The sequence below is a fragment of the uncultured Salinibacterium sp. genome, assembly GCF_963974405.1.
Lineage (GTDB): Bacteria > Actinomycetota > Actinomycetes > Actinomycetales > Microbacteriaceae > Rhodoglobus.
This window is the reverse complement of sequence record NZ_CAXBBH010000001.1, coordinates 252,811-268,218: the sequence shown is the minus strand read 5'-3', so window position 1 is coordinate 268,218 and position 15,408 is coordinate 252,811. Positions and strand designations below refer to the sequence as shown.

The following is a 15,408-nucleotide window of genomic DNA, read 5'->3' as shown; positions in this document are numbered from 1 at the left end:
TTACGGAAAGTACCGCCTCAGTCTATCCGCTGGCTAAGTCGAACTTTGCTTACGGAGCGGTAACGCTCACGATCACTTGCTCTGACGCGGGTGACGACAGATCGGTGCACGATACCGAATACGAGATCTTGGTTTCGACACTTGGATCGTTCGCGAGGGTGATCTCGAACTCCGTTTCGCCCGGTCCATAGGTGGACGAGCCGGCGCTCGGTCCCCCCTGAACGAGGAAGCTGTAGCCGGTGCGCGGATGCCCGACAGGGCAGTCCCCGTAGGTGTTCCACTTGACCGTCACGGTGTCACCCGGCTCGTAAGGGCCAGATGGCTCAAGGAGGTTTGCCTGAGGCTGTGGTGGCGTGGGCACAACGGGGACCTCGTCGTAGAAGTAGACCGTGATGGTCTCGCCCTTTGCGACGTTACCCGTGGGCGCAGCCCGGTAGGAGAAACCGACCTGCTCTGCGGAGGTAGCTGCCGTGCCAACTTGGGCATCCAGAACAAGCCCCTTTTCAGTCAGGAGTTGCTCCACCGCATCCTGTTTGCGATCGAGGAGCTCTTCCTCTGTCAGAGCCACCAACGTGGATGTCGGCTCGGGCTCGGGCGCTGCCGAAGACGACGTCGAGGTGTTCGTCGGCACCGGCTCCTCGTCGCCGGGGCTGGCCAGAAGTGCAATGATCGCACCGATGAGCACAACGGCAAGCAGCGAGATGAGGGCAACAATGGGCCACGTCCACGGGTTGCGCCGCTTTGAATCGGCAGCTACCTCCGTGGTTGTCGTTTGTTCACCAGCGGCCCCGGCGGTCGTCAAGACGCGCGTGGCCTGCGTGGCATTACCGTAGTTGAGCCCGACCGTCGCGGCATGGGAGTTATCTCCCAAGATTCCGGGTACAGCAGCCGCGGCGGCGGCAATATCCCCACGGCGCAACGACTGTGCAGCCCGTGACAAGTGCGACGCGGATGCCGGGCGATCGCCGGGCGACTTAGCCAGGCACGCATAAACAAGGTTTCGAACCGGCTCTGCGACCGTGATCGGCAACTCGGGTGGAGTCTCATTGATTTGAGCCATCGCGATCGCCACTTGGGATTCGCCTGTAAACGGACGACGGCCGGCGAGGGCTTCGTACGCGACGATTCCGAGCGAGTAAATGTCTGTAGTGGGGGATGCGGGGTGACCGCTGGCCTGTTCAGGCGAGAGGTACTGAACAGTTCCCATCACCTGACCGGTTGCCGTCAACGGCACTTGGTCGGCAATACGCGCAATACCAAAGTCGGTGATCTTGACGCGGCCCTCGGGCGTGATGAGGAGGTTGCCGGGCTTGATATCGCGGTGAACAAGCCCTGCCGCATGGGCAGCTTGAAGTGCGGCCGCAGTTTGCGCGACCATGTCGAGAACGCGATCGGGATCGAGGACTCGTTCGCGTTCAAGAATGGCACTGAGCGCTTCGCCAGGGACGAGTTCCATGACGAGGTAGGCGCTGCCCTCTTCCTCGCCGTAGTCGAAGACGTTGGCGATGCCTTCGTGGTTGACGAGGGCAGCATGACGTGCTTCAGCACGGAACCGCTCAAGGAACCCGGGGTCGCCAAGATACTCATCCTTGAGGATCTTAATCGCGACCGTACGACCGATAACGAGGTCTGTGGCTTCCCACACCTCGCCCATTCCGCCGATCGCTACGCGACTGGACAGTTGGTATCTGCCACCGAAAGTGAGTCCACTGGTCGGTCTCATCTGTTTAGCACCGCCTCTAGTACTTGACGCCCAATTGGTGCGGAAAGCCCGCTCGAGGTTCCGGACTGACCCAGTCCGCCACCATCCTGCACCACTACTGCAACTACAACTTCTGGATCATTTGCCGGCGCGAATCCAGTGAACCACAACGTGTACGGTTCCCCTTCTCCGTTCTCTGCTGTACCGGTCTTTCCTGCGACCTGAACGCCATCAATGGCGGCAGTGTTCGCTGCACCGTTGTTGACCCCATCCACCATCATCTGGGTGAGTGCGGCCGCGGTTTGCGGACTGATTGCCTGATTGAACAGCGTCGGTTCGAAGGACTCGATAGTTGTGAGATCGGAAGACACGATGCTCTCAACAAGATTAGGTTGCATGATGGTGCCGCTGTTGGCAATTGCCATGGACACCATTGCCATCTGCAGTGGGGAAGCACGAACGCTCGACTGACCGAATGCCGAAAGCATTGTCTGGGGACGGTCGAGCGCGCGGGGGTACACACTTTCGGTCGAGTTGAGGGGCACAGAGACGCTCTCGTTGAACCCGAACTTGTTAGCCTGCTCGCGAATAGCATTCGACCCGAGGGCGTCGCCCAACTGAGCGAAGGGAATGTTGCAGGAGAGCCGGATGGCCGTGGCGATGGTTGCCGTCGAGCCCGGGCCACACGTGCCGCTGTCAGCATTGCTGATCCTGAACGTGCTCTCCGGAAGTTGAAGCTCTGCAGGGTTAGGGAAGGTGCTGTCCGGAGTGAAGTTTCCACTTTCGAGCGCGGCTGCCGCTACGACGAGTTTGAAAGTGGAGCCGGGAGGATCCAGGGGCCCAGCAAGCGTGCGGTTGAAGAACGGCTCATCTGGGTCATTCAGCAAACGGTCGTAAGCATCGATGACGTCGCTCGTGTTGTGCACAGCTAATTCGTTGGGGTCGTACGAGGGCTTAGAGACCATCGCGAGAATCTCGCCAGTCTTCGGGTTGATTGCTACGACTGCACCCTTGAGGTCGCCCAGAGCATCCCACGCCGCTTGTTGGACAGCGGGATCTAAGGTGAGCTCAACCGCGGCCCCGGTGGGGTTCTGGCCGGTAAGAATCGAGTTGACCTGATCGAAGAACTGGTCGTTCGACGAACCGCTGAGGTAATCGTTGAGCGAACTCTCGAGCCCCGTATTGCCCTGATTCAGCGTGAGGTAGCCAGTGACAGGAGCGTACAACTCGGCTTTCGGGTACACGCGCAAGAACTTGAACTCGTCATCCACAGGTTCTGAGTATGCGATGGGTTCGCCATTGACCAAGATGGGGCCACGTTCGGCCGAATAGCTTGCGTAAAGAGTGCGAACGTTTCGACCATCCGCTTGAAGCTGATCGGCGGTCACAACCTGAATGACAGAGCTGGAAATGAACAGGCTCACGAACATGAGCAGCACAACGGTGCTCACGCGCTTAAGTTCGCGGTTCACTGGCCCACCACCAATCGGTTCTCGATCGAAGGCTCAATGACCAACTGCGGCTGGTGGCGCACCGTGTCAGAGAGACGCAGCAGGAGTGCAGCAATGATCCAGTTAGCAACAAGAGAGGAACCACCGGCTGCCAAGAACGGTGTTGTGAGTCCGGTCAAGGGGATGACTCGTGTGACGCCGCCGATCACCACGAAGACTTGCAGCGCGATCACGAACGCGAGGCCGACACCCAAGAGGCGGCCGAAATCATCTTGACCGGCGAAGCCGATACGGAATCCACGAGACACAAAGAGAAGGTACAACGCCAGAATTGCGAAGATGCCGATAAGGCCGAGCTCTTCGCCCAAGGAAGCGACGATGTAGTCGCTTTCAGCGAGAGGCGTGATCTCGGGGCTGCCGCGCCCAAGCCCGGTGCCGATGAGCCCACCGTCAGCGAGACCGAACAAGCCCTGCACCAGTTGGAAGCTGCCTCCCGTGGCGTCATATACTTCCGGGTTAAAGGGGTCAAGCCAGGCATCAATACGGCCGGAAATGTAGGTGAGGTACTGGCTGGCGACAAAAGCGCCGCCCAAGAACATGGCCATTCCCAGCAGAATCCAGCTTGAGCGCCCTGTTGCGACATAGATCATCACGAGAAAAAGACCGAAGTAGAGCAGTGCTGTACCCATATCGCGTTGGAAGATCAACACGAGCATGGAAGCAACGAAGACAACGATGATAGGGCCGAGGTCTCGGGCGCGTGGGAAGGTCATCCCGAGGAACTTGCGGCCCACCATCGAGAGCGAGTCACGCGCGGACACCAGGTAGCCGGCGAAGAAGATCGCCAAAGCGATCTTCGCGAGTTCGCCAGGCTGGAACGAAAACGCGCCAATCTGAACCCACAGGCGAGCACCGAAACGGGTGTCACCAATGACGGGCGCCAGCGGCAGCAGTAGCAGCGCAATACCGCCGAACATGGCGATGTATCGGTAGCGCTGCAGCACTCGGTGATTCTTAATGATGATCAACACCGACATGGCGATGATGATGGCAATGCCTGTCCAAACAATCTGACGAATACCGCCGCTGCTCCAGCCGGTAACCTCATCGGCCAGATCGATGCGATAAATCATCGCAATACCGAGCCCGTTGAGCACTGTGATGATCGGCAAGATCAAAGGATCAGCATCTCGCGCTGTTATCCGCAGAGTGATGTGCATGGCGAAAACCAGCACGCCGAGCAGCGCAGACAGCCCCAGAACGGTGAAGCCGAGGCGGCCAATCGCACCCAGTTGAACGAGAGCAATCGCCCCCAGATTGATTCCGATCGCAACAATGATCAGAGCCAACTCGAGATTGCGCAGGCGTGCGGGCACACGTAGCTTCAAGCGGATATTCTCGGTAATCGCTCGCGGGCCGGCCGAAGTCGAGGCGCGAGCGTCGGCGCTAGGGGATTTGGGCATCAGACAACATTCCTACGATGCGGCGCGCATCCTCAAGGTCGTTCGCGTTGATGGTGTTTTCAACACTCGCACGCAAGTAGAGGGGCAAATCAACGACACGAACGTCAGTGACTTGGTAGACGTGCGACATCGAAATTGGGCCAATGTCTTGCTGAACGCCCTGATAGATGGCGACATGGCCATCTTCGATGCCCACATAGTGTTGCTGCTGCGTGTATTGGTAGCCGAGGATGAGCCCGGCAGCGATTGCAGCAATCGTGAGGGTGATGAAGGTGATCCACGAGATGCGGCGTCGGCGAACTCGACGGCGGTCTTCGCGAATGATCGCCTGATAGTACTCGTCAGACTCTGGCTCGAAGTGACTATCGTCAGGCTGCGTTGTTTTGAGCGGGTGCAACAGAAGGTTCGGCAGACGCACCGGCTTCTTGACGATCGTCGGCTCGAACGAGAGCGGTGATGCTGCAGAGCCCACCATGAGCGGCGGCTCGTGGGCGGAAGACTCGTCGTCGCCGATATCGACCAGCACGACGGTTACATTGTCAGGGGCGCCCTGATCGAGGCTCGCCTGGACGAGGCGTTCGGTGGCAACGCGCACATCCGTGACGCGGCGAAGGGTTGCTGCGATCTTGTCTTCAGTAACGAAACTGCTCAGACCATCGGAGCAGAGCAACCAGCGGTCACCAGGCTCGGTAGCGAAAACTTCGGTGTCGATCTCGGGGGACGCATCAACGTCTCCCAACACACGCATCAGAACTGAACGTCGCGGATGCACGGCAGCCTCTTCGAGCGTGATGCGGCCACTCTCGACAAGTCGCTGCACGAACGTGTGGTCGTGCGTCATTTGGGTCATCTCACCCTGACGCAGCAAATAGATGCGCGAGTCGCCGATGTGCGCCATGGCCATCTTGTTGCCAACGCGGATCATTCCGCTGACAGTCGTGCCCATTCCCGTGAGCTCATTGTGCTCAATAACCGTGTCGGAGAGGATGGCGTTTGCGGCAAGAAGAGTGTCGTGCAACACCTGAGCGGCATCATCTGCCGACTCGAAGCTATGGTCGGCTTCAACAACGTGCTTGATCGTGATAGCCGAAGCAACATCGCCACCTGCGTGGCCACCCATACCGTCCGCGACAATAAAGAGGTGGCTACCGGCGTAAGCACTGTCCTGGTTATTAGCCCGAACCTTGCCCACATGGGATGCGGCAGCGCTGTTGCCCGAATTGGCCATCCAATTACCGTCGCAGTTCGAAGCTAGTTGTGCCGATCTTGATCGGCGTGTTCAACGGAATTGGCGTCGGAACACTCACACGTTGCCCAGCGAGGAAGGTGCCGTTCGTGGAGTCAAGGTCTTGAACAACCCAGCTATCGGCCCAGCGCAAGAGTCGAGCGTGATGTGTGGACGTGTAGTCGTCGCGGATAACAAGACCCGACTCACTTGAGCGACCGATCGTCAATTGTTCCTCGGGGAGCGAGATCTCGAGCCCCTCTTTTGATCCAGAAACAATCACCAGACGAGTGGCATCGAGAGAGCTCCCGGACGCGGGGGCCGGCGCCACAGGTCGAGTGGGCTGCGCGGCGGCCGGAGCGGGCGGAGTTGAGGGCGCCTGTTGCGCCTGAGCTGCGCTTTGCACGGGCATCCGGCGCACCTTTTCTCCGAAGAGATCAGAGCGCAACGCGTATACGATCGCAAAAATGAAGCCCCACATGATGGCGAGGAACGCGACGCGCAGCAAGAGGAGGGTGAGTTCACTCACAGGGTGAACCCCCGGTCGTTGCGGCGATCAGCGGGCTGGTCGACATCTGCAGATTGGGCAAGCACACGGAACACGATACGGGTTCGACCGATATCAATCACGGATTCTGGCGCGAGTGGTGCGCGAGAAACGGGAGATCCGTTTAGTTTGGAGCCATTTGTGGAGTTGAGGTCATTCACTTCGGCTCGTGAACCGTCCCACAAGATTTCGACATGTTTGCGAGAGATGCCGTTGTCATCAACTGTGATGTCAGCTTCGCTGCCCCGCCCGATGATGGTGCGGGAATGAACAAGGGTGTGCCGTGTTCCGTTGATATCGATGACGGGAGTCCAGGCAACCGTGCCTTTGACGTTGACCGAGTCGACTTCGATCATGCCTTGGCTGAGCGAGTTGTCGGGGGCGAGCGTAATGGTGATGCCGCCGGAGAAGGAGTAGTGCTGCGCGGTAGCGTGGCGCTGCACGAGCTCTGTGAGCTCAGAAATCAGTGTGCTGCCCAGCCCAGACATGCGCTGATAGTCGGTGTCACTGAGGCGCACGGTGAAGTTGTTGGGCACGAGGATGCGGTCGCGGGACACAACAGCGGCCTGCGTGTCGAGTTCGCGGCGCAGTGCGCTGGTAATTTCGACGGGTTGCAGACCACTTTTGAAGGTCTTGGCGAACGCGCCGTTTACAGCACGTTCGAGACCTCGTTCAAAGTTGTCCAGAAGACCCAAAGCTCTCCTCGTAGTGGCTCGTTGTAGTACGTCGATGTTAGCCGGTGTCTGCGGCTAACCCGTTACTCAGGGTCGAGCGATTACGGAAGTAGGCCCATGGGGTCAACACGAGTGCCGTTGATGTAGGTCTCAAAGTGGAGGTGGGCGACGGTGACGTAGCCGGTCGAACCACTGAGGCCGATGGGGGTTCCGGCGGCAACAGTTTGGCCGGGGGAAACCATCTGTGATCCTGCGATCATGTGCGCGTAGAGAGTGGAAACTCCACTACCGTGGTCGATCTTTACGTACTGGCCCCAGCCGCCACCGTAAGTGACTTGGGTAACCACGCCGGGGGATGCCGAAACGATGGTGGCTCCGCTGCCGGTCATGATGTCGATGCCGCCGTGGAACTCTGATCCGCGGTAGCCGAAGCCGTCGTTTACGGGAGCATTTGCGGGCCAGACGGCCAAGAATCCGGCGAATGCACCGTCATAGGTGCCAGCAAATGAACCTGACGGACCCGAATAGACGGGCTCGGGCTCTGGCTCTTTAATCGTGAGAACGTCGCGCGTTGCGGCCTTGATTTCAGTTTCAACAGAGGATGCGAAGGACTGAATTGGCACGCTTTGAGCGGGCTCGGTTGTGGCGACAGCAGCGGACTGCTGCAAGATTGCGGATGCCGAAGCTGCAGAAGCGGTGGACTCAATGTCGCGCGATGAAGGTTCCATGTGCGCAGCAGCTGGAACAGTCACGCTCACGACAACAGCCATGATTGCGCTGAGTGTCAGCATTCGTTTCACGCGGTAACCCCCAGGGGTGTGGTCTGTCGGGTAAGACAGTTTCGGATCAAGTCTGGTTGAACCCGTGGCGTTTAGGCACACGGACAGCTATCGACACTATATGACGAAGCTGTGAATACTCACCAAACTTCTTTCCCTTCGATGCCGTGGGCAAGTCGTTGAACGGTCCGGCGCTGTGATAATCTCACTCAGTTGAGTGTTAACTCAGACCACGCGTGAGTGGCGGAATTGGTAGACGCGCACGGTTCAGGTCCGTGTGTTCGAAAGGACGTGGGGGTTCAAGTCCCCCCTCGCGCACGTAACGTAAAAAGCTCTTCTCCAGGTTTTTCTTGGTGAAGAGCTTTTTTCGTGCAGACGACCTCGTGCCGCTATGCAGTCCTCGTAGCGGCACGGCGTCGTCCAGATAAGGGCACGACGATCGGGGTGCCCTCACTGTCGTGGAGCACTGTCGCTTCTAGCCCGAAGATATCCAGTAGACGTTCTTGAGTGAGGATCTCCTCGGGAGTGCCGATGCATTTGATCGCCCCATCTTGCATAGCGATAATGCGATCGCTGTAGCGAGCGGCAAGGTTGAGATCGTGCAACACCATGACAACCGTTCGATTCAATTCGCGGTTGAGGTGGTCGACGAGCTCGAGCACTTCGATCGCGTGCGCGAGGTCAAGGTACGTCGTTGGTTCGTCGAGAAGCAGAACTGACGTGTCTTGGGCGAGCGTCATCGCGATCCACGCCCGTTGCCGCTGACCGCCCGAGAGTTCCTCCAGCGGTCGGTCGCGCAACTCCATCATCCCGGTGAGTTCCATGGCGGCTTCGGTTTCGTTCTCGTCAGTTGACGACCACTGTTGCAGCCAGCTTTGGTGTGGATGCCGTCCCCGAGCAACGAGGTCGGCGACCGTGATTCCCTCGGGAGCCGAGGGGGACTGTGGGAGAACGCTGAGCGTGCGAGCGACATCGCGGGATCTCAAGGTGCTGATATCCCTGCCCTCGAGTAGCACTTGTCCCCGGCTCGGGCGGAGGAGGCGACCCAGCCCTCGCAGCAGGGTGGACTTGCCACATCCGTTCGGGCCGATGATGGTGGTGATTTCACCGTCTGCGATGCTCACATCGAGTCCGTCGATGATGAGTTTCTGCGAGTAACCGATAGCGAGATCGCGGCCGACTAGTGGCGATGACGAGAAACCGGTCATGCGGATCTTCTCCTGGTGGTTCGAATGATGAGGTAGATCAAGAACGGTGCTCCGATAAGTGTCGTCATGATGCCGACGGGGAGCGGTACCGGTGACGCTACGCGCAGCAGCAGGTCGCTCCCGGTGATGAGGAGAGCGCCAAGCAATCCGGAGCAGAACAGAGGGGGTGAAGGCGTCTTGAAAACCCGCAGAGCAATTTGCGGGGCGGCAAAGGCGATGAACCCTATCGGTCCCGCCGCAGCGACTCCGATTGCTGCGAGGGCGACGGAGAGTAGTAGCAGGATTGTCCGCGTCTGTCGCGGTGAGACTCCGAGTGCAGCCGCGGTGTCCGGACCGAGCGCCAGAGCAGGCAGAGCGCGCGCAACAGTCAGCGTAAGGAGGGCCAAGATTGCTGTCGCGATGACCGCCGGCGTGACGCTCGTCCAGTTTGAACCTTCGAGAGAACCAACAAGCCAGACATTTGCTGAGACGGCACGCGACAGCTGAGCTACCACCAGCATCCAGCTCACCATCGCAACAACGGCCGCGTTGACGGCGATGCCCGTAAGGATCAGTCGCAGTGAGTCGGCACCGCGGCGCCACGACAACGCGAAGATGACTGCTGCGGTGAGAAGGCCCCCCAGGAGTGCCGCTGCGGGAACGCTCAACGGGGATGCCGCGAATGGTGTGCCTAGAGCGATCACCGACACCGCGCCGAGGCTCGCTCCCGCCGTGACTCCGAGCACATCGGGGCTCGCTATCGGGTTGCGGGTGACCGTCTGAGTGAGTGCTCCTGAGATGCCGAGCGCGAACCCCACCACAATTCCCGTGAGGGTGCGAGGCAGGCGAAGTTCGACGACCGCGTAGCGTACGACGTCACTTCCTGAGCCGAAGAAGGCAGCAAGGACCTGATCGGGGGGCACGGAGTATGCGCCCTGCGCGAGACTGAGGGTCGCCAGAGACGCGAGGCCGAGCAGCAGGATGAATGCCACGGCAATCGTTCGGGGGCGCCACCGGAGTGAGCCGCGGCCCAGGCGTAGCACTCGTGGGGTTCCGCGCTCGTGGGCGGTGCGTTCGGCAACCTTGGCGCTCTGCAACTTGAGGAGACTCATAGCTGTGTCAGCTTTCGTCGGCGAATGAGCGCGACGAGAAACGGTGCGCCGATCAACGCGACGACGATTCCGACTTGAAGTTCGGCGGGCCTAGCTACAACGCGTCCGACTACATCACCAGCGAGCAGTAGCGCCGCGCCGGAGAGCGCTGCAACGGGAAGCGACCACCGGTAGTCGTTGCCGACGAGCGCGCGGGCCACGTGGGGGGCGACTAGGCCAATGAAGCCGATCGGTCCGCACGCTGCAGTCGCAGCACCGGCGAGAAGCGTGATGGATGCGATGCCGAGCATGCGATGTACCGTCACGTTTAGTCCCAATGCGCGCGCAACGTCGCCACCGGTCGCAAGGAGGTTGAGCCCTGGCGCGCAAGCAAGAGCCAGGATCAGCCCAGCAACGATAAAAGGCAGAAGGGGCAGGAGTATGTCGGAATCTCGACCGGCGAGAGAACCCACAACCCAGAATCGGTAGACGTCAAAGCTAGCTTCATCGATGAGGACGATCGCGCTCGTGACTGAGGCAAGGATCGCGGACAACACCGCCCCGGTAAGTATCAACGTGAGAGGCGAGCTCCCACCGCTCACCGCAGCCACCGTAAAAACGGCCAGGCTCGCGAGAAGGGCTCCTGCGAAGGCGAGCCAGATGTACTCCAAGGGTGTCGATAAGCCCAACACAAAGATACCGAGCACGACGGCACAGGTGGCTCCCGCGCTTACCCCGAGAAGGCCGGGGTCGGCGAGAGGGTTTCGGGTGTGACCTTGAATCGTCGCACCGGCCACGCCGAGAGCGGCACCCACGGCCAGCCCGAGAACCGTTCGCGGTGCGCGAAGCTCGCGCACGATGAGCGCGGCATCTGTGGTTGATTCGCCGTATGGCGGCAGTAGGGCCGTGAGCACCTCGCCGATCCCGAGCGCGCGCGAGCCGATTGCAAGGCTGGCGAGTGCGAGCAAAACGACGACGAGGGCAAGGAACATGATCACTCTGAGGCGAGCTTGACGCGTCGACTGCGCTATGACGGGGCGCCCGGCGCGAGAGGCTACGCGAGAGCGCACCGGTCCGAGGCCCACCGCGAGGCTGAGGAGGATTGCCGCTGCTGCGAAAACCGCGACATCTGCGGAACCGAGGCTGGTACCTCCCGACAACAGCCCGCCCAGGATCACACCTCCCACGGCAAGTGGGGTCAGCACGAGGGCGGCGTCGAGGGCGACAGCAATTGCGTGCCGTCTCTTTATGCGTGAGCGCGAAGGTCCGTCATCTGATGCCGCCGTGGCCCGCCGCGTTAGGCGTGCGAGATCGGACAGCGACATGGTTCGGGTCCTCACGGGGCAGTGTCTGGCGACGAGCTTGCGATGTACTAACTTAGGATAGCCTTATCTTACTACGCCCGCTTCCCGCTTGCCTCGACGTGCACAGTTCGTCACGCTCGCGGGTCACTTTCCGAGGATTGACATGATGCATTCTGCCCCTTCGACAACTCTGCGTACCCGCAGCCGCACGCTTGCCGCAGTCACGGCGACTCTGACCGTGGCGGCGCTTGCTCTCGCCGGGTGCTCTTCGGCGCCCGGCGACGAGGCAGATGCCGCGGCTGCGACCATCACCGTCGAGGACTACTTCGGCGAGGTCGAAGTGCCCGCCGAGCCCCTTCGCGTTGTGGCAGCCGACCCCATCTCTCTGTCACTGATGTTGTCCCTCGATGTGCAGCCCCTTGCCGCATCATTCAACCCTCTCGCGCTGCCGGAACACCTGTCGGGCAGCGCCGATATCGAGAACATCGCAGGAGAGGGCGGAGGATTTGCGCCCGACATCGAGAGAATCCTCGCGCAGGAACCTGACCTCGTCATTGTGGTCGCAGGCTACGACGGGGAGGGTGACGAGGCCTGGAACAAGGAAACGTACGACCGTATCGCGGCGAGCGGCATCCCTACCTATGGCTTTGCGTACAACGACGGTGTCTCGATCGAAGACGTGTCGAACGGCATCCAGTCGATCGCCGCAGTGTTGGGCAAGGCCGATGAGGGCGACGCCCTAATGAAAAAGCTCAATGACCGGATGATCGAGCTGCACGAGCGCGTTGACTCCGCCGGGCTCGACAACCTTCCCGTCTCGGCCGTGCGTCTGAGCGACGGCGGTGCTTACTCAATTCGCGTCGGAACGGGCGAGAGCATTGCGTTCCGCGGCGTCGGCCTCGCACAGCCCGAGGGACAGCAAGACCCCAGCGCATTCCGCATCGACCTCACCGAAGAGACCCTCAACCTTCTCGACTCCGCCGACACCCTGTTCGTCTACACCGATGACGGCGCTGAAGCCGAGAAGGATGCAATCACCTCAACCCCGCTATGGCCCACACTGTCGGCGGTGAAGAACGACCGAGTGCACTGGGTCGATGCGAGTGTCTGGAACGCTTCGGACCCGATCGCCCTGAACATGATCCTCGATGACATCGAGACGATGTTCATCGAGCCTGGCGAACAGCAGTAGAGCAGAACGTGTCTGGTCTCTCGACTGGCGAAAACGTCTATGTCCTCGCACGCGTTGTAGGCAGCATCCGTCTGTCTCCGTCGTTCATTCGCGTCGAGTTTTGTGTTGAGGGACCGGGCGCGCTCTCGTCAAGTGGTCTTCCGGATGAGGTCGTTCACCTCTACTTCCCGGCTGACGGCGAGGAGTCGCCGCCATTGATGACGATGAAGGATGGAGTGCTCGCCCACCACGAACCGGGTTCGGAGCGTGAATCGCGCAACTACACGGTGCGGCGCTGGAACGGTGACCGGATCACGATCGACTTTGTCGACCACGGCGACGGCCTCGCGGCATCCTGGGCGCGAAACGCAACACCAGGTCAAACGCTCGGAATGTGGGGAACGCGAGCGTGGTACAGCCCGCCGACTGACACCGACTGGATGCTGCTCGTCGCGGATCTCCCCGGAGTGCCCGCTCTTCTCCGCATTCTCGAGGAACTGCCACCCGAAATGCCCGTGCATGCGATCGCCGAGGTTCCCCACGCTGACGACGTGCTCGCGCACTCGGGCGCTGCGTCAATTGACTGGAGGATCGGCGGCAATGGGCACCGGGCGTCCCAACTCGCCGACGCGGCGCTCGCATGCGAGATCCCCGCGGGCAACGGCTACATCTGGTTCGCTGGGGAGGCTTCGATTGGGCGAGCTCTGCGCAAACACTTCAGAAATGAGCATGGGATGCCGGCCAACCGGCTCGCTCTCATCGGATACTGGCGTGACGATAAAGATGGATGGGTGCGTCGCTACATGCCGCAGTCTGAGGCGCTCATCGCGGACTACCAGCGTGTCGCCGCGAACGCGCACACCGAGGCTGAGGCCGAAATCTACTGGGACGAGATTCTCGAGCGCGCAGGGCTCTGAGGCCGAGCGCTAGCGAACCTGGCGCGCAGTGAACTGCATCCGCGGGTTAGCGTAGAACTCTTGCGATTCGACGAGCTGGAGTTCGCGTTCGCCAGACTCAAGAGTCGTGGTGAGTAGGTCGAAGACACTGGATGCTGTGCGAGCGAGAGCATCGGCGGCATCGCCGGTGCGCGTGAAGTGGGCGGTGAAGAGGGCGGCGGTCACGTCACCGGAACCGTTGGCCTTCATCGGCAGTCGCGGGGTTTGCACGATCCAGGCTCCGGCATCCGTCACGACCATCATTTCGATGGTGTCGGCCTCTGCGTCGGGCCGCTCAACGCTCGTGACCACAATCGTGCTCGGCCCCATGGCGCGGGCGAGGTCGGCCGAGGCAAGCGTCGACTCGATGGTGTCTGGCTCAGTGTCAGTGAGAAAGCCGAGCTCGAACTGATTCGGGGTGATGATGTCGGCGACAGGAACCACGCGTTCACGCAGCAAGACCGGGATAGCCGGGGCGACGAAGCATCCGGATTTCGCATTCCCCATCACGGGATCGCACGCGTAGAGAGCGTTCGGGTTTGCTGCCTTCACTCGCGCAACGGTGTCGATGATGACATCGCCGATGCCCTCGCCGCCCTGGTAGCCCGAGAGGATCACATCGATCTGGGGGAAGACTCCGCGATCTTCGATGCCCGCGATGACCTCCGAGACATCGCTCGGATCGATCATCGGGCCACGCCACGCGCCATAGCCCGTGTGGTTGGAGAAGTTGACCGTATACACCGGCAACACCTCAACGCCGATGCGCTGCAACGGGAACACCGCGGCAGAGTTGCCGACATGGCCGAACGCGACTGCGGACTGAATCGAGAGGATCTTCATCCTGCGATTCTCCCACCTTCTTCTCGCGGATGCTGTCAAGCGAGTGCGCGCTAGCGGCGCCCGAGTTCCACGAGCTTGCGCTCGCGCATCGCGAGAAACAAGGGGAAGGTGAACGCGAAGGCCGTGATGCCTGACAGCACGATGTAGAGCCAGGCCCGCTTCATCCCGAGCCTGCGTGCTTCGACGATGATCAGGATGCTGCCCGCGACCGCGACCACCAAGAGATCGACGCCCAAAGAACTGACGGCGGGGCCGCTGCCGAACCAGTCGCCGAAGAAGTTGCGCATCTGCACGATGGCCAGCGCATTGAAGAACCACGTGCCGACCAAGCCGACGAGGGAGAGGACGGCGAAGGTGATGCCCTTCGCGTTCCAGTGCTGCAGTAGCGACGGGCGAGCAGGGGATGACGCGGTGGCTTCAGTCATGCGACCAGTGTGGCCCCGCGCATCCGAGCTGCGCTCGCGGCGTGCCGATTGGGCCGCCCTCGGCAGATGCGCAGCACGCACCACCAGAATGAGGAGATGGAGCAGACACCAGAGCGCACTGACCCCGCCAGAGCCACCACTGCGATCGAAGAGCCCTCCCGCGCGAGCCGTATCGGACGCCGGGTCGGCCGCATAGCCCTCGGCGCTTCCCTCGTCTTCGCGGGCATCAGCCACCTCACTTTTGCCCGCCAAGATTTTCAAGCCCAAGTGCCGGATTGGCAACCATTCGACCAAGACTTTGTGGTCGTCGCATCCGGTGTCGTCGAGATCGCTCTTGGTAGTGCGCTCATCTTCTCCAAAAAGTACCGCCCACTCGTCGGTTGGGTTGCCGCGGCATTCTTCATCGCGATCTACCCCGGCAATATCTCTCAACTCGTGAATCAGGTCGACTCACTCGGCCTCGACACCGACCTCAAACGGTGGATTCGGATGCCCTTCCAACCGGTGCTCGTTTTGTGGGCACTGTGGTCGACCGGAGCCTGGCGGGCGTGGCGTGCCTACCGCCGCGGATAGGGTTCCTTTGTTTCTCAGCAGCTCAGGTATTAGTGCCG

At 60.8% G+C, this 15,408-nt stretch carries 15 protein-coding genes and 1 tRNA gene; 4 read left to right on the top strand and 12 right to left on the bottom strand.

The window, feature by feature from the left end; all coding sequences use genetic code 11:
* Nucleotides 1–49: 49 nt before the first annotated feature.
* The 7 genes from AACZ26_RS01215 to AACZ26_RS01185 form a co-directional block, all read right to left on the bottom strand.
* Nucleotides 50–1,723, bottom strand: coding sequence for a protein kinase (locus AACZ26_RS01215; RefSeq protein WP_339618492.1), 1,674 nt, complete (start codon nucleotides 1,721–1,723; stop codon nucleotides 50–52).
* Nucleotides 1,720–3,174 (bottom strand): penicillin-binding transpeptidase domain-containing protein, encoded by a 1,455-nt coding sequence (locus AACZ26_RS01210; protein ID WP_339618491.1) that lies wholly within the window; start codon nucleotides 3,172–3,174, stop codon nucleotides 1,720–1,722. The genes AACZ26_RS01215 and AACZ26_RS01210 overlap by 4 nt, the downstream gene beginning before the upstream one ends.
* Nucleotides 3,171–4,616 carry an FtsW/RodA/SpoVE family cell cycle protein gene (locus AACZ26_RS01205; protein ID WP_339618490.1) on the bottom strand — a complete coding sequence of 482 codons (1,446 nt, stop codon included), beginning with the start codon at nucleotides 4,614–4,616 and terminating at the stop codon, nucleotides 3,171–3,173. The genes AACZ26_RS01210 and AACZ26_RS01205 overlap by 4 nt, the downstream gene beginning before the upstream one ends.
* Nucleotides 4,600–5,844: a PP2C family serine/threonine-protein phosphatase gene (locus AACZ26_RS01200; RefSeq protein ID WP_339618489.1), complete on the bottom strand. Its 1,245-nt coding sequence runs from the start codon at nucleotides 5,842–5,844 to the stop codon at nucleotides 4,600–4,602. The genes AACZ26_RS01205 and AACZ26_RS01200 overlap by 17 nt, the downstream gene beginning before the upstream one ends.
* 4 nt (nucleotides 5,845–5,848) lie before the next feature.
* The gene (locus AACZ26_RS01195) at nucleotides 5,849–6,370 is read right to left on the bottom strand and encodes an FHA domain-containing protein (protein WP_339618488.1); all 522 of its coding nucleotides are present in this window, start codon (nucleotides 6,368–6,370) and stop codon (nucleotides 5,849–5,851) included.
* Entirely contained in the window at nucleotides 6,367–7,083 is a 717-nt protein-coding gene (locus AACZ26_RS01190) for a DUF3662 and FHA domain-containing protein (RefSeq protein WP_339618487.1), read from the bottom strand. Before AACZ26_RS01190 ends, AACZ26_RS01195 begins: the two co-directional genes overlap by 4 nt.
* A gap of 80 nt (nucleotides 7,084–7,163) precedes the next feature.
* Nucleotides 7,164–7,853, bottom strand: coding sequence for a M23 family metallopeptidase (locus AACZ26_RS01185; RefSeq protein WP_339618486.1), 690 nt, complete (start codon nucleotides 7,851–7,853; stop codon nucleotides 7,164–7,166).
* A gap of 222 nt (nucleotides 7,854–8,075) precedes the next feature.
* On the opposite strand from AACZ26_RS01185, the gene AACZ26_RS01180 reads away from it, so the two are divergent.
* A tRNA-Leu gene (locus AACZ26_RS01180) sits at nucleotides 8,076–8,159 on the top strand.
* A 71-nt stretch (nucleotides 8,160–8,230) separates the two neighbouring features.
* Here AACZ26_RS01180 and AACZ26_RS01175 read toward each other — a convergent pair.
* Genes AACZ26_RS01175 through AACZ26_RS01165 form a run of 3 tightly spaced genes read right to left on the bottom strand, consistent with a single transcriptional unit; the run spans nucleotide 8,231 to nucleotide 11,444 of the window.
* Nucleotides 8,231–9,049 carry an ABC transporter ATP-binding protein gene (locus AACZ26_RS01175; protein ID WP_339618485.1) on the bottom strand — a complete coding sequence of 273 codons (819 nt, stop codon included), beginning with the start codon at nucleotides 9,047–9,049 and terminating at the stop codon, nucleotides 8,231–8,233.
* Complete coding sequence (locus tag AACZ26_RS01170; RefSeq protein WP_339618484.1) at nucleotides 9,046–10,140, bottom strand: iron chelate uptake ABC transporter family permease subunit; 1,095 nt, start codon at nucleotides 10,138–10,140, stop codon at nucleotides 9,046–9,048. The genes AACZ26_RS01175 and AACZ26_RS01170 overlap by 4 nt, the downstream gene beginning before the upstream one ends.
* Nucleotides 10,137–11,444, bottom strand: a complete 1,308-nt coding sequence (locus tag AACZ26_RS01165) for an iron ABC transporter permease (protein WP_339618483.1) — start codon at nucleotides 11,442–11,444, stop codon at nucleotides 10,137–10,139. The genes AACZ26_RS01170 and AACZ26_RS01165 overlap by 4 nt, the downstream gene beginning before the upstream one ends.
* Before the next feature lie 142 nt (nucleotides 11,445–11,586).
* On the opposite strand from AACZ26_RS01165, the gene AACZ26_RS01160 reads away from it, so the two are divergent.
* Both AACZ26_RS01160 and AACZ26_RS01155 read left to right on the top strand, forming a co-directional pair.
* Nucleotides 11,587–12,615: an ABC transporter substrate-binding protein gene (locus AACZ26_RS01160; RefSeq protein WP_339618482.1), complete on the top strand. Its 1,029-nt coding sequence runs from the start codon at nucleotides 11,587–11,589 to the stop codon at nucleotides 12,613–12,615.
* Between the two features lie 8 nt (nucleotides 12,616–12,623).
* Complete coding sequence (locus AACZ26_RS01155) at nucleotides 12,624–13,511, top strand: siderophore-interacting protein (RefSeq protein WP_339618480.1); 888 nt, start codon at nucleotides 12,624–12,626, stop codon at nucleotides 13,509–13,511.
* 9 nt (nucleotides 13,512–13,520) lie between these two features.
* Here AACZ26_RS01155 and pdxY read toward each other — a convergent pair whose 3' ends face one another.
* On the bottom strand, nucleotides 13,521–14,372 hold the full coding sequence (pdxY, locus tag AACZ26_RS01150) for a pyridoxal kinase PdxY (protein WP_339618479.1): 852 nt from the start codon (nucleotides 14,370–14,372) through the stop codon (nucleotides 13,521–13,523).
* 50 nt (nucleotides 14,373–14,422) lie between these two features.
* Entirely contained in the window at nucleotides 14,423–14,797 is a 375-nt protein-coding gene (locus AACZ26_RS01145; protein WP_339618478.1) for a DUF2834 domain-containing protein, read from the bottom strand.
* Nucleotides 14,798–14,893: 96 nt separating this feature from the next.
* Between AACZ26_RS01145 and AACZ26_RS01140 the strand changes: the two genes are divergently transcribed.
* Nucleotides 14,894–15,370, top strand: a complete 477-nt coding sequence (locus AACZ26_RS01140) for a MauE/DoxX family redox-associated membrane protein (protein WP_339618477.1) — start codon at nucleotides 14,894–14,896, stop codon at nucleotides 15,368–15,370.
* Nucleotides 15,371–15,408 lie beyond the last annotated feature (38 nt).